Here is a 20,393-nt window from a genome sequence, read left to right as displayed (position 1 = left end):
GTCTATTCTGATTTGCTTGGCAAGCTCCTAGTGAATGGGCATAAGTTCCATAATGTTTATTACCCAACTTTTTAATGTAGCCGCAAAGTTAGAATGTCCTGTTTCTGCAAAGTTGGAATGTCACACTCCCCGGGTCTGAATGATGCCTGGGAGTTTGCAGATGGGATTGATAGCGATGAGCGAGCGCGATCTGCAGCGGATCGAAGTTTTATCGAAGGTCGTCGGCGGACGGATGACGACGGTGTCGGCGGCGCATGTGCTTGATCTGAGCGAGCGCCAGGTGCGTCGGTTGCTGGAACGGATGCGAACTGGCGGCGCGGCGTCGGTCCGGCACAAGGCGATCGGCCGACCATCGAACAATCGGATCAGCGATGGGGTTCGCGATTATGCGATGACGCTGGTTCGCGAACGTTATGCGGATTTCGGTCCGACGTTGGCGACGGAGAAGTTAGCTGAGCGCGATGGCTTGCGGGTGTCACGCGAGACGGTGCGCGGTTGGATGTCCGAGGCCGGACTGTGGCTGTCGCGCAAGCAGCGCCGGACGTTTCATCAGCCGCGGCTTCGACGCGAGGCTTGTGGCGAGTTGGTGCAGATCGACGGATCGGAGCATCGCTGGTTCGAGGATCGCGGGCCGCCTTGCTCGCTGCTGGTGTTTGTCGACGATGCGACCGGCAGGCTGATGCAGTTGCGTTTCGTGCGCTCGGAAAGTGCCTTCACCTACTTCGAGGCGCTGGAGCTCTATCTCCACCGTCACGGCGCGCCGATTGCCTTTTATTCGGACAAGCATTCGGTGTTCCGGGTGGCGAAGAAGGATACCAAAGGTGGCCAGGGCATGACCCAGTTCGGGCGTGCACTTTGCGAGTTAAACATCGAGATTCTATGCGCAAATTCGAGCCAGGCCAAGGGTCGTGTCGAGCGCATGAACCGGACGCTGCAGGACCGCTTGGTCAAGGAGCTCAGGCTTTGCGGCATCGACAGCATGGAGGCCGGCAACACGTTTTTGCCTGGTTTCATGGAGGACTACAATGCGCGTTTTGCGGTTACCCCTGCCCGGTCTGATGATCTGCATCGGCCGATGAATCTGGCGCCGGATCGGTTGACGGAGATCCTGTGCAAACGCGAGCAGCGCTATGTTGGATCGCAGCTGACGTTTTCGTTCGAGCGCAAGCGGATCATGCTGGAGGAGACCGATGTGACGCGTGGGCTGGTGGGGCGCTATGTCGAGACCTATGCCTATGCCGACGGTCGCCTCGATGTACGGTGGAAAGGCCACTCCCTGCCCTACACGGTGTTTGACAAGGACCAGCGGGTGACGCATGCGGCGATCACTGAGAACAAGCGGTTGGGTGATGTTCTAGCTTATATCAAGGAGCGCCAGGAGCAGCAGGACAAGCCGAAGGTGAAGAGTAACAGCGACAAGAATGGCTATAAGCCGAGAGGTCGCAAGCCTGGAAGACGCACGGATACCATGAATGATCCGGCAGTGATCGCACAGCGCCAGAAGGCACTGTTGCGGCAGCAGGCTGCGGAATGACGTGTTTCAAAGCTAAAGCCGAAGGGGTGTGTTTACCACCCGCCCCGATCTGATCTTGCAACCGGTATCAGCCGGTCAGATCGGGGCTGGTCGATGTGCCGTGTAGCGACCAGTCGGACATTTCTACTTTGCAAACCGGCGGACATTCCAACATCGCTGCCACATTTAATTGTAGCCGGTACATTCTATTTCCAAGTGCGACATGCCAATGATTTCAATGGCTTCACTTTGGAGATTTTGGCATGTCCCGATGCTATACGCAGATCACCCTCGCCGATTGCTACTTTCCGCGAGGCCGCTGAGAACGCCATGCAGTGACCTTACGATTCGCTGATTGCATTGGGAGGCCTGTTCATCAGCGAAGATTGAACTCAAAATGCGAGCCAGTGGCCAGTCATGGATCGTATCGTTCGAGGAGCATGCGCAAATGAGTGTTTTGCGCAAGAAGCTTCTCCGAAAGCTGCTCCCGAAGCGCGTTTATCTCCGTTTCGAGCGCCATAGCTTGATCGACGACGCCGATCTCATTGGACTGGCGGGCATCATGATCAAGTGAAGTGGCCCTGCTGGACTTTCTTTCTGCCCGCGCAGTCTGCTTTCCATGCGCCTGGTTGCCTAAGGGTCCATCGACTTTTGCAGGGGGTGGCGCACTTGTCGTCGGTGGTGCCTTCGCCTCGACCAACTCCGGCATCTGTGCATCCTCGTGCGCAAATGAGACTTCGGTTCGCAAAGGAGGCTTTGAACTTTCGTCCGTCGCCCGCTGCTCTTGTGCCAGCGCTGTTGGTTCTTCTGCTGCGATGCTGACACGGATCGAAACTGTATCCGTATCCGAGTGCGTCAGGTCGGGTAAATGTTGTGGATGTGTGCTCTCGTCTGCTTGGGGCTCCTCAGGTACGAGGCCAAGGACGTCCTCAGCCTCGTCCGGATGCTCGGAGGTCCCATCTGCCTTGCTGCGCGAGGCAAAGCCTTTCAATACCTGCCATGGCGATCGCATGGATAATACTCCCCGACTCGTTATTGTCGGGCGCATTGTACTAAGGCAAAGACCGGACTTGCAATGCAAGCCCGGTCTTTAGGTGTGGGTGAACTTCGTTGTTGAACCCAGGCGCCGCCTGTTATCAGGACAGACCGAGCTTTTTACGAAGGTCCGCGTTCTCGGCGCGAAGCTTTTCCGACAGGGACTTGCGAAGCTTCTGGTTTTCTTCTTCCAGCTTCAGCAGGTCCGAAAAGCCGTCGGCGTTGGAAGCTGCAGCCACTGTGCTGCGCGGGGCGCGCTTAGCCGGCTGGCTCTTTGCAACTGGTGCTGCCTTCTTTGCAGAGGCGGGCGTTTTGGCCGCCGGTGCAGCGACAACCGCCTCGCTCGCAGAAGCTGCCTTTTTGCGAGGTGCGCGGGTCTTTTTAGCTGGCGCGCTTACCGACGAGCCAGAGATGGCTTCCGGTGCAGCTTTTGGTTTGCGGGGCGCACGGGTCTTCTTTTCCTTTGCCTTTGCAGATGCATCCACAGATGCGATATCCGCTGCAGGCGCAATGTTGGTTTCGTCAGCCATCGTTTCAATCCTTGAGAACTATATAACCATTTGCGACAGTACTTAGTCTGGGACAGTATGCACTGAATGTAGTTTACAACTTGTTGACAATGAATTCGCCGTCTGTCTTGCGCTGTTAGCCCGCGGATTGGCATGGACATCATAATCGTTTTGGCCGCGCGACTCGTGTTCCGATATTGTAGTTTCCCGCAATTGGGTAACAGCTCCACCAACTCCTAGGCGGGATTTAGCGCTTCGGGCTGAAACCACTCGTATAATGATCGCTTGGGGCTTTGGCTGCTCGGGTTGGCCTGGAAATGATCTAATCATTCCGATCAAAAGACACGCGAAGTCTCTGGGCCGAGCGATCGCCGTTCAAGAATTTGTCGAGTTCAACGGTGCGCGATCTAGATAGGCTGACTTCTTCAGCAAACTCCGGCCATCGGTCGACGGCTGTTCGCACCTGCTTTATAACATTCTTGGCATCCTGATCCGAGATTGAAGCCCCTCTGGCGACCGCCAAGAGGTGAGGCATGCCAGGGGTCCTACCTTCCCCAGCGATCGCCGCGCTGTGCTCTCCGCCTGGTCCGGACGAAAAGGTAAGGTCGTATGCGGGCGCCAAGGACCAATGGCCATTCCTTTGCATTAGGAATGCGTGGTTCTTCGCATGGTCGTCGCGATTCTTGGCGTAAACATTGAACACCATGTTTCGGAACATCTTGAGGACTTCCACAGCGTCACGGGTCATCATCTGTGTAAGCTTGTGCAGTTGCTCGTAGTTCACAGAGGCCTCGCGATGGCTGGCATTTAACAGGCCGCTTGCCGTGTGCATGTGGAGCCTGCCGGCACCTGTCCTATCAAAACGTTTTGTCGCGAAAAGACGTCTTCCTTTCCGGGTGTCAAATAGGCGGGTCTCGGCCATTTCCAGCCCCGCAGCTACCGCCATGAGGGCATAGGCCTTTTCCTCGGCGCCCATTTCCCGCGGGTCGTCAGAACTTGGGGCCTTGACCATCCATCTTTCAAACTCCGGATCCAACTGCTGGCCGTAGTCTATAACACAGGCGTTCTCGATCTTGTTAAAGCCGATCATAATTTTTGGCCGTGCGCCTGCGGACCCACCTTGCGCCCCCTGCAAACTATCGATGTCAGCGACGTCCATTTCCGTCTGCACCAACTCCACCTGATCCGCAAACCAGTCTAGGTCAGCGTCGGTTGGCTGTCTTTGATCGTCCGGCAAGTCAGGAACGTATGTCAGCGCGCCCATGCCTGTTCTGCCTACCGCGGAAAGACGGTCAATGGGAGTGAGTTGAGTGTAGTCGATGCCCGATCGCTGGAGACGGCGATCCAGCAATAGGCGGCCCCAGCCATCAGGCAGGCTGTCGTTGAACAGGCCATGGAGCCCGTCAAATGGATCGCGTGGCGCAGCAATCAGGCCAGTGGATGCCTTCATATGGAATGGCGAAATCAAAAGCGGCGCTGCGAGAAACTCTGCCGAGTACTCGAAGTAGGCCCTTCGTTCCTTGCCACTCCAAGCGAGCCTACCGAGTTTCTTCTCGCCCCCTTCGAGGTTCAGATAAACGCTCATCTGCTGGATTGTTTTGAACTTCATTTTCGGCGTACCCTCTGCTTCAGAGGACGATCAACGACATCATCGATGTTCTGCGGCTGCCGACCTGGAAACAATTGGTCGAATTGAGCCTCGGTCTCTAGGACGAAGGCAATTTTCACGAGACTCTCGAGCGAGATTTTCCCACTTTTCTCAAAGAGCCTTAGTGATCCGTATGAGACATTCGATCTTTCCGCTAGGTCACGCTGGGTCAGTCCGTACTGAATTCTTCGGCGCTTCATTCTTTCCGCCAAACCTCGAATAACTTCGGCTGGGGAAGACATGTTAAATGCGAACATAATAACGCCTAACATCGAAAAATAGTGTTTAGTGCGAATATAGTAGCATTTCAAAAATTCGCAAGTGCGTGATTTCGACGGACATTCTTGATTGACTCTCGCAAATCGAAGTCTTTCAGCATCTCTGCGATCGAGGCGTCCTAATTCGCTTTTGACATCGGTTTGCCTTCCGCAGTGCAAGGTTGGACGAGTATCTCGGATCGTGGCGTTCGATGAAGACACTGAAGGCGGCAAGTTCAGGCTCCAACGTCTCGAGCTGCGCGCGCAGCACTTCGATCTCGGTGCCGACCTCGGCACGCTTCCGCTTCAAATCATCTGCAACAACCATAATACATTACCACTCCAAAAGATCGCGGCGATCCCATGCGGCGATTTTGTTCAGACCTGGTGTTGCTCGCTACTCAATTGCGCAATAACCGATGCCTTGATGCGTTCGAAGTGCATCGCAGATGGCAATGTCGTCGTGACAACGATAAAAGCTCTCGGCTCGGTGTTATCGGATAATATGCCGCGGATGTATTCGTGCATGTTCAGCTCCCGTGCAAGGAAGCTCGCTTGGTTGAGGCGCGAGGGTTAAGTGCGAACTTGGAGAAGAGTGCAAGTCGATAGTGACGAGGCTCATTCCCCTGCCCTCCCCAGTTTCGGTAGTGTGCCTTGCTGGAACGTCTGCCCTCTAGAGGGAGCTTCCCTCTCGATGTCTTAAGCCACTTAGGTGGGGTCACTCGTCGCTCATGAGGCTGTCGTGGGATGTTCCCACGTTGTTGCGCCCATAAAAGTCTGAGCGTGCTGCCTCGACAGTCGGCGGTTTGAATGCGAACTTGTCGCGCGTTGCGATTCTGGTCTACGGCATTGAGTACTTGGGGGCGCGACTGCCAGTGAGCTACATACAGTTGAAAGCAGAAAGATGTGATGGAAGAGCTGTCTGAGATTTCGGCGATCAATAGCGCCTTGAAGGCCATTTGCCGGGAACTTGGGATCGAGCGTGACCGAAAGTCGGTTTTTCAGATTGCTACGCTCTTGATTCGATTAGTGAAGGAGGGCTGTCCGCTCGATACAGATCATCTGGTCGCTGTTGCTAGAAATCAACTCGCCGACGCCGGTAGTATGTCCACGCCTGAACGCTCCGCGGCAACCGACATGTTCGGCTAGATCGGGCTCGTCACTGAAAGCAGGACTGGCCGATCGGCGTAGCCAGCAACGTGCCCAGTCCTACAGAAGGCTTAGTATCCGGCGAAGGGTGAGCTTACACCCGGCAATATTAGCGATACGTTATGTTTCTGCTGAAATGGGGGGGCGAACGTGTTGCGGTCGGATGTATTTTGGGCGGAGCCCGTCGTTGTTCGGTTGCTCGGTGGTTCCAACCGATATTTCAGGAGCGTGCACGACACGCTCGATTTTCTGCAAAATGAGTGGCCTGTCAGGGGAGGGTCGAGCTGCCACGAGGCTGCCAGATGCTGTGAGGCTGCGTTGATGAAGGCTCAGTCACCCGAGCATGCCCGAAGGCTTTTCGTGATTGCCTGTGCCGAAGTTGGGTTTGAGATTTGCAACGAGCGCGTGGTTCGTTACAGCCCAAGGCCGAGCCATAACGTGAAGTCGTTACGTTCAGCGGTGCATGATCGACTGTAGTTCCAGATTGAAGGCGACTGTGACCCCATGCATAAATCGCGTCGCGCTTGTGCGAGTGGGCAGATGCCTAGCTGACTTTTCCGTTGCATCTGCGCCCAGATAATCGCTTTAGCCTTGACGGCTGTTGATTGGTCGACCCGATGGTAAAACCGTCGAGGGTGCAAACGGTGACTGCCACAGTTCGCGTTGTGGGAAGCACCACGAGGGCGCAGGATCGTCATGAGATCTCGGGGGGATCGCCAGCGCCTACTCTGAACGATAGAACGCTAGTTGCCAGATTTGGGGCTACCAGCGACGCGATGTCGACGACGGCATGAAACTGACCTTGCCGGATACCGGCCCCGACTTGGGGTCGAGCCCTGGTGTCGTGCGCAGAACCTGCAACATCAACGACACAAGGTCTTTAGACCCCCTCAGAGGCTGTCATTGCGCTTTTTAAAACAGAATGGGTTTACCCAGAAAGGTTTCACCCGCCGCGAGCAAGGCCGCGACGGGCTTTAGCGGATTGGGTTCCAAGGATGTTAACGCCACGAAGCCAATCCAAGGAAAACCCTAGCGACTGGGAACCTGAAGCGCACTCCTCCATTTGATTGAGGACGATCTTCGTTCGCGAGATGTTCGTCACATGTCCGCAACACTCATCCTGATCATCTTGCAAACGAACAGCCGTTTATGAACGAGAGCTGGTCTGGGGAATGCATGGGCGCGCATGCCGATCACGAATAAGAGCGGAGGACGGTGGATCAGGTTGGAAATCTTAGGGGCGCGACCCTCCAGTCGCCCCCTCACCTCTCGTGTCAGATCAGATCTCGGGGCAACCTCGCGCATTTGCAAAAACGATCCTATCCGGACCGCGGCGTGTCATACCTTCGATTACAATTCTACGCGAATTCGCGCTTGCAATTCTGGCACGTCTAAAACCTTCGTCACGGGCGGCGTCTAAAGCCTCGTCTGGGCTGCAGCCGCGTCTGCTTCTTTCATAGTTATCGGGATATCGGTCACGATCGCGTACATCGACACCACCGGGCCCGACGCGTAGTTCCAGACCTTGCGCGGCGGCAGGCAACGAAACCATCGTCAAATCTGCAGCGATAATTACCGCGGCAAAAGCGTACTTGGTAAGTCTGTACATTCTCCATCCTCCAAATCTCATCATGTGTAGAACCGCACAGCCGCTCGATTGTTCCCAACCCACAAGGGCGCACAAATGGTCGTGTTGGTTTTCAAAGTGTCGACAAGCGCAATGTGCGATGGAGACACCGACAGCTCTTGGCAGTCTGGGACTTCTCTAAAAGGACAGCGCTATCGGTCACCACCGGCCCCCTCGCAGGCTCTTTGCAATCCGATCAAGTGCCTTGATTAGCTTCGGAATCGACGCCCGCTGCGCGCCGCTACCCGTTTCCAACGACGATCTCCAAGGCGTTAACGATGGAGACTACTCCGGCGATGGATCCGGCAACTTCAGTTGCGCGTTTCGCTTCGGCCAAACTCGAAACCGCGCCGCGCAGGGTGATCTGACCGTTTACATCGACCACTACGATGTCGGACGGATCAAGAGATCCATCGTTTGCAAGAGCGTTGGCAACTCTCGTCTCCACGCTTGCGCTGTTGGGTGTTTCGACATCAGACTCAGGTTTAAGTCCGTGAAAGTTCCGTTCTTGCGTCACCATTTCTGTTCTCCTTGACCAATCTCAGGTGCATGATGTTCAGCGAGCATCCGTTGTCTGCCGCTCTGATTGAAGAACAAGCGCGGACCGGCGTTTGTTCCCTGGCAGTGAGTCCGGTGTTACTGACAATTAAGCGCGCTACGATCTCAGCCGCATCGTCATACGAAATTGGCGAGGTGTATCTCGAGTGTGGTGCTTGAAAATGGCGTAGAAACGCGCCGGCGAGCCGAAACCACAATCAAGCGCGATTTCAAGGATCGGATCGTCAGTCTCCGCCAGTCGTTGCATGGCACGCGACAAGCGAAACCGCGTGAGATAGTCCATGACCGATATCCCAAGTATGTCGCGAAACGCCCTGTTGGCGGTTGTGGGATGAACCCGGGCCAGCTTTGCGATGGCGGTAAGTGTCAAGGGCTCACGGTAGCGCTCGCTTATTATCTCTGTGAGCGCCTGCGTATAGCGGATGCCGGGTCCCGCAAGTGCCGTCGCTTCGCGGCGAGTGTTACCGCTGTCTGCGTGGTCAAGAATAAGCCGGCGGACGCGAAGAGCAACCTCGTCGATGACCAATTGCCGCCTTGCCTGATCGCCATTGCTCCATTCGCGAACCCATCGGATGCCGGAAGACGATACTCCGTCGGCAGGGTTGGGCTCGTGTAGAAATGCCCCTTGCAGGATGGACTGTCTGGCAGCTGCTTCAATCGGCATTGCGAGAAAATCAGGAAGCGGGAGATAGACGCAGACGAGCGGTGATTTCGGGGTCACAAAAACCGTCTGATGGGGAATTGCCGCCCAGAATAAGACGAGACGCCCAGCCTCGACATGCTCCTGCTTCCCATTGAACAGGTAGGTCATCGATCCCTCGCGAAGCAAATTGATCTCAATGTGATCATGCCAATGCGCCGATGTCATCGTATCGGCTACATGCTCCTCGACGAGAAAGTTGCGTGGCGACGCGAGCCACTTTCCCTCCGGGTCTATTTCTTCCGCATGCATCGTCTTGTGCTCCGATCCAAGAGACAATATGCCATTATCGAGAAGAATCTCCTGATTAAAAGAGGCATCAAGGTCCTATACAATCAAAGGAGAACCGAATGCCGAAAATATGCCTCGTCGGAGCCGGAAGTACGGTGTTTGCCCAGAACATTCTAGGTGATGTGCTATCGACCCCATCCGACCATGATTACGTCATCAGCCTTTTCGACATAGATCCGGAGCGTCTGAAAACATCCGAGATCGTCGCACGACGCATATGCGAGGCGCTCAACCTCAATTCCGTGCGTATCGAAGCAACGTTGGATCGCAGGGAAGCTTTGAAGGGATCGGATTTCGTCGTCCTGATGATGCAGGTTGGCGGCTACAAGCCCGCAACTGTCACGGACTTTGACATTCCCAAGAGGTATGGCCTGCGACAGACCATTGCCGACACGCTCGGCATCGGCGGCATCTTTCGCGGCCTCAGGACCATTCCCGTGCTGGAGGCCATTTGCCACGACATGGTCGATGTGTGTCCGAATGCGCTGTTGATGCAATACGTCAATCCGATGGCGATCAACTGCTGGGCAATCAAGGAGATCGCTCCGACAATCCGCAATGTAGGCCTGTGCCACAGCGTGCAACACACCGCCGGCCATCTGGCAAACTGCCTTGGCGAGAATATCGACGACATCAACTACGTCTCTGCTGGCATCAATCACATTGCCTTTTTTCTTAAGTACGAAAAGATCGCTACCAATGGTCGTCGCGAAGATCTCTATCCAAGACTGAAGGCGCTTGCCGCCGAGGGCAATGTTCCGGCGGACGACCGTGTCCGTTTCGACGCCCTGAAACGGCTCGGCCATTTCGTCACCGAATCCAGCGAGCATTTCTCTGAATATACGTCCTGGTACATCAAGGATCGCCGGCCGGAACTGGTCGAACAGCTCAACATACCGCTCGACGAATATATCCGCCGATGCGAAGTGCAGATTGCCGAATGGCAAGCGTTGCGCAAGGACCTCGAGGGCGGCAAGCCGATCGACGTTTGCCGCAGCAACGAATATGCCGCCGGCATCATCCATGCGATGGTGACCGGAAAGCCCGCGTTGATCTATGGCAATGTTCCGAACAACGGACTGATCGACAATCTTCCCCCGGAATGCATCGTCGAGGTTCCCTGCCATGTTGACCGAAATGGCATCCAGCCGACGCGGATCGGCAAGATTCCATCGCAGCTCGCGGCCGTCATGAGGTTGAGCATTTCCGTCCAGGAGCTGACCGTGGAAGCAGCGCTGACCGGCAAGCGAGACCGGATCTATCAGGCTGCATTGCTCGATCCTCACACATCCGCCGAGCTGTCGCCCGACGAAATCTGGCGCATGGTTGACGATTTGATCGAGCAACACGGTGATCTGCTCCCCAAGTACCACTGAACATCCCCTACCCTTTCGGCGGCGCCTTTCTCGAGGCGCCGTTTTGTTTGCGCAATAATAAAACGATCAAAAAAAATCAGAAATATGATTGACAGTGATCTTTCTAAGTGGAATTTTGATTGAAATCAGAAAGCCAAAAAGGGAACATGCCTTGAACCAGAGCGGCGGCCTCAAGACCGATCGGCAGGATCTCATCCGTAGCCATCTGTATGCGAACGGCTTTTCCACGATCCAGGACATCGCGGATGCCGTCGGCGCATCGCTCGCAACCGTTCGGCGCGATCTCCAGCTATTGCAGGAAGCGGGCGCAATCGATCGTGTTCACGGCGGCGCGCGCATCGCCGAAGGTTCTTCGGTGGAGCTTGCATTCCAGGAGCGCGAGAAGCGCCAGCTGGCGGCCAAGCGTGCCATTGCCAATGCCGCCTATGAGCGTCTCTCTCCGCGGACCGCGATTTTCCTGGATGCGGGCACGACAGTGTTACAGCTGGCCAAGCTGATCCGCATCAATCCCATGCCGCTGCGCATCTTCACAAACGGCTTGATCGTGGCGCAGGAGTTCATGAACGTCCCGAACCTCGACGTCGTCCTTCTCGGTGGGCAGTTGCGCAGCGAAAATGCATCACTGGTGGGTCCGCAGGCCGAAGCGATGCTGGAGACGATCTGGTTCGACCAGCTTTTTCTCGGAGCAAGCGCGGTGAGCAGCGATGGAGCGATTTACAGCGTGGATAGTGCAGAGGCGAGCCTGAACAGGAAGATGCTTACGCGATCGAGCAATCGCTTCGTACTTGCCGATTCCTCGAAATTCGGCACGACGGCTACCTACAAGGTGGCACCACTGAATAGTGCCAAGCTCATCACCGATGCCGATCTGTCCAAGGAGTGGCGCGCGCAGCTTGGTGAACTTGGCGTCGAGACAATTTTTTCCGATCAAGGAGCGAAGTCTTGAACGACGATCTGATCCTGGGCATTGACGGCGGCGGCACCAAGATGATGGTGGCACTTGCCGATCGTAGCGGGCGTATCCTTCGCACCGGTCTTGGCGGCGGCGTCAACGCCATGGACAATCCGGGTTGGCGCACTGAACTCGAAATGCATATCGAGCCTTTTCGCAATGAGACGCGTCTGGCTGCCGTCGCGGCTGCGTTGCCTGTATATGGCGAGGTCGACCATCTATCGCGCCTTCTCGAAGAAGCCATAGAGCACGCCTTCCCGAATGCGCGAACGCGCGTTCTCAATGACGTCGATGCTGCTCATCTCGGGGCGCTTGCGGGCAAGTCAGGCATCCTCGTTCTCTCTGGAACCGGATCCATGGCCTGGGCGCGCAATGCCGAGGGCGAACCTGCACGGACCGGCGGCTGGGGCGACATCATCGGTGACGAAGGCAGCAGTTACTGGATTGGCCGATTGGCTCTCAATCTTGTCAGTCAAAGCCTTGACGGACGTGTTGCGCCAACCGCGCTGGCAAGTGCCGTTTTCGATCATCTGGGCCTTGATCAGGCTAACGCGATGGATAGCCTCGGAGCCTGGGCGACGTCGGACGCGAAACGATCAAGCATCGCTGCCCTGTCGGCAGTGGTTGATCGAGCAGCGATAAGTGGCGATGCCGCGGCCATTGGCCTGCTCGACCTTGCCGCCGACGAACTCGCCAAGCATCACCGTGCAGTTGCCGGCCACTGCGAGATGGGAGCCGACTGGACATTTGCGGGCGGCACGCTGCGCAGCGCCGGGCTCCTTCAGGCGCTGGAGCGGCGTATCGGCCAGCCGCCAGTCACTCCGAAACTACCCCCGATCGGCGGAGCGCTCTTCGCTGCCGCCCAACTTCTCGACTGGCCCATAGACGAAGGCTGGATCGGGCACGTCGCCGCATCGGCAAATGCGGCGTTTGCGCAATAAAATCACGTAAATTCTTGATAACAAAGAAGGATGGGAACATGCGTAAAACAATCTTATCACTGCTCGCCTCAGCCGCCCTCGTCGTCGCTCTTCCGGCGGCCGCGCAAGACAAGCCGCTTGCCGGTCAATCGATCACCGTATTGATGCCATCACCGCAGGGACCTGACATCGCTTCCGCCTTCGAAGCCGAAACCGGCATCCATGTCGACCTGCAGACGCTTTCTTGGGACGACATCCGTCCTAAACTTGTGACGGCGCTGGTTGCCGGTACGGCACCGGCCGACGTGACCGAGTTCGACTGGTCCTGGACGGGCCAGTTCGCAGCTGCCGACTGGTATATGCCGCTTAATGATGTGATAGACGCGGACTCCACCAAGGACATAGGGGTTGCCAAGATCTTTACGGTCGACGGAAAGCTGCTTGGCGTTCCCTATTCGAACGACTTTCGCGTGATGCTCATAAACAAGAAGCATTTCGCCGATGCCGGCATTACCGAGACACCGAAGACGCTCGACCAGTTGGTGAAAGCTGCCAAACAGATCAAGGATAAAGGCATAGCTACCTATCCGATCGGCCTGCCGGTCTCGGCGACAGAGGGTGCCTCGACGAGTTGGTACTTGCTGACCAAGGCATTCGGTGGCGAGTTGTTCGACAAGGACTTCAACCCGCTCTTCACCAAGCCCGATTCCGCCGGTTACAAGGCGCTGGCCTTCGAACTGATGCTGCTGAAGGAAGGCCTGGTCGATCCGGCTTCCACCGGCCTCAAGGATAGCCAGATCAACGAGGGAATGTTCTCCCAGGGCCTGACCAGCATCATGATCTCGGGCGAGCCCGGCCGTCTCGGACAGATGAACGATCCCAAGCAGTCCAAGGTCGCCGGTCAGGTCGAGGCGATCCTGGTTCCGACCGAAAGCGGCGAGACCCGCAGTTTCGGCCTGCCGGAGGCGCTCGCGATCCCGAACGTCTCGCCCAACAAGGAAGCGGCTGTTGCCTTCGTCAAGTGGTTCACAAGCCGCGAGTTCCAGAAGAAGAACATGGCGAATGGCTTCCTTCCGACCCGCACGTCGGCACTGGCGGAGCTCAACTCGGAAGGCAAGCTGAACAGCGGCGATGCGCTCGTCGCGCAATCGAAGACGGTCGAGGCGCTGTTCCCGCAGGGCACGCCCCCGTGGTACCCGCAGTTCTCCAGCGGCGTGAACACCGCGATCAACAGCGCTGCCAAGGGTCAAATGAGCGTTGACCAGGCTGTTGAAAGCATTGCCTATGCCGCCAAGCAGGCGATGGCGCAATGACTGCTGTCGCCTATAAGGAGACCGCAGCCAAGAAGGGTGTCGGCTTAAACGCCGACATCACTCTCGGCGTGCTATTGGTGTCCCCCATTCTCATCACCATGACGGCGCTCGTCTTCTATCCGATGGCGCGAACGCTTTGGGATAGCCTTCACCGGGTCAATCCGATGCAGGCCGGCACGCCCTTCGTCGGCCTGGAAAACTATACACGCATGCTATCCGACGCGCAGCTCGGCACGACCTGGGTCAATACCCTGATCTATGTCGTGCTGGCAGTGCTTGCGGAAACGGTCTTCGGCGTGCTCGCCGCCTCGCTGATCAATCAGCTCAAGGTCGGCCGGCAGTGGGTTCTTGCAGCGGTCATCCTGCCCTGGGCGCTTCCCGGTGTGGTCAACTCCGTGATCTGGTTGTGGATCTATCAACCTGGCGCGGGCCTGCTCAACGGCATCCTCACCGCGCTCGGGCTCCCCTTCGAAAACCACGTCTGGTTCAACGATCGGACGAGCGCGATCATTGCCGTCACCGTCGTTCATGTCTGGCGTATGATGCCACTAACGATCGTCATCGTTCTCGCCGCGATGCAGAGCATTCCCTCACATCTTTATGAAGCGGCACGCATCGATGGCGCGACGCGCCCACAGATGTTCGCGCTGGTCACGCTTCCACTTGTTCGCAGCGCGATCGCGGTCGCTATGACCAACGCCACAGTCAACGCTTTCAACCTCTTCGATGAAGCCTGGGTTCTTGCCGGCTCAAGTCTCGAGACGCGGCCGATCCTCGTGCAGATCTATCTGGAGACCTTCCAGAACCTGCGGTTTTCCTACGGCATGGCGCTTTCTATCGTCATCACCTTCGTGTCGCTTCTCGTCTCGCTCATCTACGTCCTTCGGGTCTATCGCAACACACGGTTCGACTGATGAAACCCACCCTCCTCTATCGCCTGATAATATGGATCGGCGTTGCCGTGCTTCTGATCTGGTCGCTCGGCCCGATTTACTGGACGGTCGCCAGTTCGGTCACGCCGACGGACGACTTCTCCGTCCGGCCAATTCACTTTTTCCCGCAACATTTCACGCTGGATCACTACTCGCGCCTGCTCGGCATCAACGTCGATCGTATCGGCGGCGTCGAAGTCTGGCGGCAGTTTCGCGCAGCGCTGTTGAACAGCGTCGTCACCTCGGCGGCCGCGACGCTCCTTTGTGTAGCCATTTCCGCACTGGGCGCCTACGCCTTCACCCGCATGCGCTTTCCTGGCCGCAACGCGCTGTTTGGTCTCGTCGTCGCGACGCTGGCGATCCCGGCCTATGCGGTGCTAATCCCGCTCTACCAGATCATGATCAAGATGCATCTCGTCGATACCTATGTCGGCGTCGCCCTGATCTATGTCTCGGCTTATCTGCCGCTCTCGCTCTGGCTGCTGCGCAGCGTCTTCGAGGCTCTGCCTCTGGCGCTTGAGGAAGCCGCACAGCTCGATGGTGCAGGTCGCCTTTTCATTTTCTTCAACATCGTGCTGCCGCTCGCCGGTCCCGGTCTTACTGCCGCTGCGATCCTCACCTTCCTCGGCGCCTGGGGGCAATACCTCGTCCCGCTCATCTTCTCGCCGCAGGCCACCAAGCCATTGACTGTTCTCATTCCTGAGTTCGTCACAAAGAACTTCATCGACTACGGGCTGATCACGGCCAGCGGCTCTATCGCGATCGTCATCCCTGCCCTCGTCGTCATCTTCCTCAACCGATACCTCGTCAGCGGTCTGCTGGCCGGTTCGGTCAAGTAATCGGAGCTACCATGAACACGACCGAAAAAGTCATCCGCGAGCAGTTTCCATTCTGGGACAAGGCGCGGGGATCGAACGCTGCAACGACGCGCGACGACGTGCTTGTCTATGTCGGCTGCGGAACGTCCTACTACCTTGCCATGTCGTTGGCAGCTTATGCGAACAATGCCGGGCGGCGTGCAATCGCCGTCCCCGGTGCAGAATGGCTCAATCGCCCGACATTTTTCTGGCCCGACTGGAAAAACACGCATGTGGTGGCAATCTCGCGCAGTGGCGAAACCACTGAAACAGTTGCGGCCGCAAAAAAGAGCCGCGAAAACGGCGCCTTCGTGACCGCCCTGACCGTTGAGGCGCAGAGCTCTCTTGCGAAATGCAGTGACGATGTCGTTGCCTCGCAGACCCACAGCGAGGAAGGCATCGTCATGTCTGTCTCGGCCAGCCTCATGCTGCTGCTCGGTCTGCAGATGATCGGCCATACGATCCCCGCATCGGCCGTCGCATCAGCAAAGAAGCTCGCAGATGCCCTCGACGCCTCTCTTCATAGCCAGGTTCTCGATCGTAGTCATTTCGTCTTTCTCGGCGGCGGACCGCTTTTCGGCATTGCGGCCGAAGGTGCGCTGAAGCTCATGGAAATGAGCCAGACTCTGACCCAGCCGTTTCATCCGCTCGAATATCGCCATGGCCCAATCAGCCTTGTGGACGAGAAGACAGCGGCGGTCATGCTTTACAGCACCGATCAGAAGAACGCCGAGGCAAAGCTTGTCGCAGAGCTCCAGGAAAAGGGTGCTATCGTCATCGGCCTCGGCGGACCCGGTGATATCGAACTTCCTGTTGATGTCGACCTCTCGCTTGCAGCGCTCGTCATCTTGCCCGCCTTGCAGATCCTCGGCGAACGTGTCGCGCAATCGCGAGGCGTCGATACGGTATCGCCGCGGCATCTGACGAAGGTTGTAACGCTGGTATGAGCAACGCTCTCGACAGAAATCGCGAAAGCGCCTTTTCCAAGCTCTTCGGCGAACGCCAACAAGCCTTGCCTCGTGGTATCACTTCGGTCTGCTCGGCGCATCCGCTGGTGATCGAAGCTGCCTTGCAGCGAGGATTGCGGGAAGGCGCTGTTGTTCTGATCGAGGCGACTTGCAACCAGGTCAACCAGGAAGGCGGATATACCGGCATGACGCCGGTTGCATTCCGGCGGTTCATCGAGGAGATCGCTAAAAAGGTCGGTTTGCCGCTGGGATCGATCATCTACGGCGGCGATCATCTCGGCCCCAACCCCTGGAAGACGCTGGGTGCGGACGAAGCGATGGCGCGAGCCGAAGCCATGGTTGCGGCCTATGTCGAGGCGGGTTTCGAGAAACTCCATCTCGACACGTCGATGGGATGCGCTGGGGAACCGGCGGCGCTCGACGATGAAGAGACCGCCGAAAGGGCGGCACGTCTGGCGAAGGTCGCGGAGGATACGGCATGCCGCATCGGGCAACGTCCGCCGGTGTATATCATTGGCACGGAGGTCCCGCCTCCCGGCGGCGCGACGCATGCAATCGAGGAACTCGAGGTCACCTCTCCCGACGCCGCCCTGAAAACGCTCGACATTCACACATCGGCATTCGAGAAGGCTGACGCCGGAGCGGCCATGGACCGTGTGATCGGCATCGTCGTCCAGCCGGGTGTCGAGTTCGGGAATGCGAACGTCATCCTTTACGAACCCGGTCGGGCACACGGACTTGCATCGACACTTGGTCGGATGCCGGGACTTCTCTTCGAGGCACACTCAACGGACTATCAAACGGTTCACGAGCTCTCGGCACTCGTCGACGACGGGTTCGCCATCCTCAAGGTCGGGCCCGGACTGACGTTTGCGCTACGCGAGGCGCTGTACGGGCTAGATGCCATCAGGCATGTGCTCGACTGTGGGGGAGACAGCCTCTACGCGCAAATGGAGGCGATCATGCAGGCCGAGCCTCACCATTGGGTGGGCCACTATGCCGGTTCAGCAGATGACGTCCGTTTTCAGCGCCATTTCAGCTACAGTGACCGCATCCGCTATTACTGGCCGGGCAAGCAGGCCACCGATGCTGTCGATGCATTGTTCGCGGCATTGCCTGATCCGATTCCCGAGACCCTTGTAAGCCAGTATCTGGGACGGGTTTATCCGGATGTCGTGAGCGGGCGTGTTGCGCCACGGGCCCGCGATCTTTGCCTCGCGGCCATCGATGCCGCGCTGGCACCATACAGTGTGGCCACGGCCAGCCAATAGATTTCACATGCCGCTGGTCGCCATCATCGCGACCACCTGTCACAAATTGTCAGCTGGAGAAAATTATGGCGTCAGTCAGCGTCGCGAATGCTCGCAAGAACTATGGTCACCTGGAAATCCTTCACGGTGTCGACATCGAGATAAAGGATGGCGAATTCGTCATTCTGGTGGGCCCCTCGGGATGTGGCAAGTCCACTTTGTTGCGAATGATCGCGGGCCTAGAGGAAATCTCCGATGGGCGGATTTCGATTGGTGGACGCGTGGTCAATCATGTTGCGCCGAAGGAACGCGACATCGCAATGGTGTTCCAGTCGTATGCACTTTATCCGCATATGACAGTGGAAGCCAACATGGGCTTTTCCCTGCGACTGGCAAAGGCGCCGAAAGAGGAGATCAGGACAAGGGTTCGCGAGGCAGCCGAGATCCTGGGGTTGGAAAAACTCCTCGACCGTCACCCGAGAAACCTGTCCGGGGGGCAGCGCCAGCGCGTTGCCATGGGACGTGCGATCGTTCGTCAGCCGCAAGTGTTTCTGTTTGACGAACCGTTGTCCAATCTGGATGCGAAGCTCCGCGTCCAGATGCGATCAGAAATCAAGCAACTGCATCAGCGCCTGAAGACCACGACGATCTATGTCACGCACGACCAGATCGAGGCCATGACGATGGCAGACAAGATTGTCGTCATGCGTGATGGTTACGTCGAGCAGATCGGATCACCGCTCGATCTGTATGACAGTCCAGCAAACCGGTTTGTTGCGGGTTTTATTGGCTCACCAGGCATGAATTTCATTGAAGGAAAAATCAGCAACGACGGGCCGATCGAGTTCATCGCGCACGGAGGGGCGAGATTGCCGATACCAACCGACGTCACTGTGGCACGAGGTCAGGACGTCGTTTATGGCATTCGCCCCGAACACCTGACGATCAATCAGGGCGGAGCGCAAGCCGAAGTCATGCTGATAGAGCCGACGGGCGCTGAGACGCAGATATCTGTTGACATGGGTGGCGCGACGATCGTTGCAACAGTTCGCGATCGGCTTGCGTTGCGTGCAGGCGATACGATATCGATCGCAGCCGATCCGTCAAAGGTGCATCTCTTCGATGTGGTAAGCGGAAGGACGCTGATCGTGTGATTGACGGTCTTTCCGGGACCCAAAGCGGTTTTGTCGGCGCCAGTTTTTGGTTAGCCAATACTTACATAACGGCGGGGATTGTCCCCTCGAGCGAAACACGAGTTACGTCAAGATCCGTTGCTGCAATCGATGTCTCAATTCCAGCCGGCGCGCCGTTGGCCGAGCCGGTACCGAAGGAGTTGATGGGACCGGCGAGGCTGGAAGGATAGTTGACTGATGGGGACAGAGGCGAGGAAGCCGGCTCACGCCGCCTCCCCTTCGTCGTCATCCTCACCGGTGATGCGGGGCTGCAGGTGATGAAGGTAGTCTGCTGCGCGCTGTGCACAGGCTGCGGCCTGAAAGATGGCGCGCTTGTCGCCACGAAGGACGTTCAGCCATCCGTCGATGTAACTTGCATGATCGGGCCTCGGCTCAAGCTCCGGGGTGATGCCGAGATCGGCGCAGAGGAATGCACTGCCAAGTTCGGCTACGAGCTCTTCGCGGGCACGTTCCGTGCGGTCTTTGGCGTAGCGGGACAGATCGCGATCCAGACGAGCGGGTGTCGAGGTCCAGTGCGTCATTTCGTGGCTGAGGACGGCAACATAGCTAGCCTCATCGACGAAGCTGTCGAGAAGTGGCATCTGAATATAGTCTTTGGCGGCAGCGTAGTAGGCAGACGACCCGCCATGGCGGATGAGTGCTCCGGTATTGGCAAAGAAACGTCCGGCCATCCCGATGCGATCAAACGGATCGGATAGATCGACATTTGCCTGATGCTTACCGTCGAGCCCTTTGATCTGGTCGGTATTGAAGACGGTGTAGGCTTTGATGAAGGGGATGGTTCGTTCGACATCATCGCCTTTTTCGGCTGTCTCGGTGCGGATGATCGAACTGGCGAAGACGACGGTCGTGCCGGTCTCGCCCTTGCGGACGGCGGCTCCCAGTTCCAGTGCCTGACGATAGGTCATCCAGGTCGAGGAGGAGAAGCCTCGGGCGATTGCCTCGGACCAGAGGAGAAGGACGTTGATGCCGGAGTATGGCTCGCCATTGTGGCGAAGTGGACGGGTAACGGTCTGTGATGGCAAGGCGCTTTGCCATGGCTGGGTCCAGGGGCGCACGCCGCGGTCGAGTTCGGCGATGATCTTGTCGGTGACACGGCTGTAGATATCGGATCGCTGGTTGATGTGCTCTCTTGTCATGTCGGCCTCCATTTGAGGTCGCGACCATCGCGACCTGCTACGGCGGTCCGAAAGCCGGGCTAAGAGTGGCGGCTGGCACCCGCAGGGCCGAAACGAAGAGCAGGACGGCATAGCCGTTGCAGCCGGCGCGAGCCTGGCAGGACCAAAAGCCGGGGCAGGACGCGGTGGTGTTGACGTCAAAATGGCGGTGACAGGCGGAGAAACGA

20 protein-coding genes and 1 pseudogene are annotated in these 20,393 nt (G+C 57.3%); 13 read left to right on the top strand and 8 right to left on the bottom strand.

Going from position 1 to position 20,393, the window contains the following annotated elements; all coding sequences use genetic code 11:
- The first annotated feature begins 160 nt into the window (after nt 1–160).
- Nucleotides 161–1,534, top strand: coding sequence for an ISNCY family transposase (locus QTL96_RS27465; RefSeq protein ID WP_289729939.1), 1,374 nt, complete (start codon nt 161–163; stop codon nt 1,532–1,534).
- A 394-nt stretch (nt 1,535–1,928) separates the two neighbouring features.
- On the opposite strand, the gene QTL96_RS27460 is transcribed toward QTL96_RS27465, so the two are convergent.
- The 4 genes from QTL96_RS27460 to QTL96_RS27445 form a co-directional block, all read right to left on the bottom strand.
- A complete protein-coding gene (locus QTL96_RS27460) occupies nt 1,929–2,525 on the bottom strand; it encodes a hypothetical protein (RefSeq protein ID WP_162735168.1) in 597 nt (198 codons plus the stop codon).
- A gap of 124 nt (nt 2,526–2,649) precedes the next feature.
- A complete protein-coding gene (locus QTL96_RS27455; protein ID WP_112943749.1) occupies nt 2,650–3,078 on the bottom strand; it encodes a hypothetical protein in 429 nt (142 codons plus the stop codon).
- A 301-nt stretch (nt 3,079–3,379) separates the two neighbouring features.
- Nucleotides 3,380–4,666: a type II toxin-antitoxin system HipA family toxin gene (locus QTL96_RS27450; protein WP_113199521.1), complete on the bottom strand. Its 1,287-nt coding sequence runs from the start codon at nt 4,664–4,666 to the stop codon at nt 3,380–3,382.
- The gene (locus QTL96_RS27445) at nt 4,663–4,905 is read right to left on the bottom strand and encodes a helix-turn-helix transcriptional regulator (protein WP_113199528.1); all 243 of its coding nucleotides are present in this window, start codon (nt 4,903–4,905) and stop codon (nt 4,663–4,665) included. The genes QTL96_RS27450 and QTL96_RS27445 overlap by 4 nt, the downstream gene beginning before the upstream one ends.
- Nucleotides 4,906–5,164: 259 nt before the next feature.
- Between QTL96_RS27445 and QTL96_RS27440 the strand changes: the two genes are divergently transcribed.
- From QTL96_RS27440 to QTL96_RS31320, 3 genes are all read left to right on the top strand, one after another.
- Entirely contained in the window at nt 5,165–5,539 is a 375-nt protein-coding gene (locus tag QTL96_RS27440; RefSeq protein ID WP_113199520.1) for a hypothetical protein, read from the top strand.
- Nucleotides 5,540–5,871: 332 nt separating this feature from the next.
- On the top strand, nt 5,872–6,111 hold the full coding sequence (locus QTL96_RS27435; RefSeq protein WP_112822836.1) for a hypothetical protein: 240 nt from the start codon (nt 5,872–5,874) through the stop codon (nt 6,109–6,111).
- A 150-nt stretch (nt 6,112–6,261) separates the two neighbouring features.
- A complete protein-coding gene (locus tag QTL96_RS31320) occupies nt 6,262–6,588 on the top strand; it encodes a DUF982 domain-containing protein (RefSeq protein ID WP_354669150.1) in 327 nt (108 codons plus the stop codon).
- An 802-nt stretch (nt 6,589–7,390) separates the two neighbouring features.
- Here QTL96_RS31320 and QTL96_RS27430 read toward each other — a convergent pair.
- From QTL96_RS27430 to QTL96_RS27420, 3 genes and pseudogenes are all read right to left on the bottom strand, one after another.
- Nucleotides 7,391–7,648, bottom strand: a pseudogene (locus tag QTL96_RS27430) (hypothetical protein); the annotation flags it as partial.
- 331 nt (nt 7,649–7,979) lie between these two features.
- Nucleotides 7,980–8,258 (bottom strand): BON domain-containing protein, encoded by a 279-nt coding sequence (locus tag QTL96_RS27425; RefSeq protein ID WP_112943754.1) that lies wholly within the window; start codon nt 8,256–8,258, stop codon nt 7,980–7,982.
- 135 nt (nt 8,259–8,393) lie between these two features.
- Nucleotides 8,394–9,248 carry a helix-turn-helix domain-containing protein gene (locus QTL96_RS27420; protein WP_113199527.1) on the bottom strand — a complete coding sequence of 285 codons (855 nt, stop codon included), beginning with the start codon at nt 9,246–9,248 and terminating at the stop codon, nt 8,394–8,396.
- Nucleotides 9,249–9,346: 98 nt separating this feature from the next.
- Between QTL96_RS27420 and QTL96_RS27415 the strand changes: the two genes are divergently transcribed.
- From QTL96_RS27415 to ugpC, 9 genes are all read left to right on the top strand, one after another.
- Entirely contained in the window at nt 9,347–10,663 is a 1,317-nt protein-coding gene (locus QTL96_RS27415) for an alpha-glucosidase/alpha-galactosidase (RefSeq protein ID WP_289729938.1), read from the top strand.
- Nucleotides 10,664–10,814: 151 nt separating this feature from the next.
- Entirely contained in the window at nt 10,815–11,609 is a 795-nt protein-coding gene (locus QTL96_RS27410; protein WP_289730165.1) for a DeoR/GlpR family DNA-binding transcription regulator, read from the top strand.
- Nucleotides 11,606–12,556 carry a BadF/BadG/BcrA/BcrD ATPase family protein gene (locus tag QTL96_RS27405; RefSeq protein ID WP_289729937.1) on the top strand — a complete coding sequence of 317 codons (951 nt, stop codon included), beginning with the start codon at nt 11,606–11,608 and terminating at the stop codon, nt 12,554–12,556. Before QTL96_RS27410 ends, QTL96_RS27405 begins: the two co-directional genes overlap by 4 nt.
- A 38-nt stretch (nt 12,557–12,594) precedes the next feature.
- Entirely contained in the window at nt 12,595–13,848 is a 1,254-nt protein-coding gene (locus tag QTL96_RS27400; RefSeq protein WP_289729936.1) for a sugar ABC transporter substrate-binding protein, read from the top strand.
- On the top strand, nt 13,845–14,762 hold the full coding sequence (locus QTL96_RS27395) for a sugar ABC transporter permease (protein ID WP_289729935.1): 918 nt from the start codon (nt 13,845–13,847) through the stop codon (nt 14,760–14,762). Before QTL96_RS27400 ends, QTL96_RS27395 begins: the two co-directional genes overlap by 4 nt.
- Nucleotides 14,762–15,619, top strand: coding sequence for a carbohydrate ABC transporter permease (locus QTL96_RS27390; protein WP_112822818.1), 858 nt, complete (start codon nt 14,762–14,764; stop codon nt 15,617–15,619). Before QTL96_RS27395 ends, QTL96_RS27390 begins: the two co-directional genes overlap by 1 nt.
- A gap of 11 nt (nt 15,620–15,630) precedes the next feature.
- The gene (locus tag QTL96_RS27385) at nt 15,631–16,584 is read left to right on the top strand and encodes an SIS domain-containing protein (RefSeq protein ID WP_289729934.1); all 954 of its coding nucleotides are present in this window, start codon (nt 15,631–15,633) and stop codon (nt 16,582–16,584) included.
- Entirely contained in the window at nt 16,581–17,876 is a 1,296-nt protein-coding gene (locus QTL96_RS27380) for a D-tagatose-bisphosphate aldolase, class II, non-catalytic subunit (RefSeq protein ID WP_289729933.1), read from the top strand. Before QTL96_RS27385 ends, QTL96_RS27380 begins: the two co-directional genes overlap by 4 nt.
- A 65-nt stretch (nt 17,877–17,941) precedes the next feature.
- A complete protein-coding gene (gene ugpC, locus QTL96_RS27375; RefSeq protein WP_112822811.1) occupies nt 17,942–19,009 on the top strand; it encodes a sn-glycerol-3-phosphate ABC transporter ATP-binding protein UgpC in 1,068 nt (355 codons plus the stop codon).
- 242 nt (nt 19,010–19,251) lie between these two features.
- On the opposite strand, the gene QTL96_RS27370 is transcribed toward ugpC, so the two are convergent.
- Complete coding sequence (locus QTL96_RS27370; RefSeq protein ID WP_289729932.1) at nt 19,252–20,187, bottom strand: zincin-like metallopeptidase domain-containing protein; 936 nt, start codon at nt 20,185–20,187, stop codon at nt 19,252–19,254.
- Nucleotides 20,188–20,393: the final 206 nt, after the last annotated feature.

This window comes from Rhizobium sp. S163 (genome assembly GCF_030380805.1).
Taxonomy (GTDB): domain Bacteria; phylum Pseudomonadota; class Alphaproteobacteria; order Rhizobiales; family Rhizobiaceae; genus Rhizobium.
The sequence above is the reverse complement of the archived record's forward strand: the minus strand, read 5'-3'. Positions and strand labels throughout refer to the sequence as shown.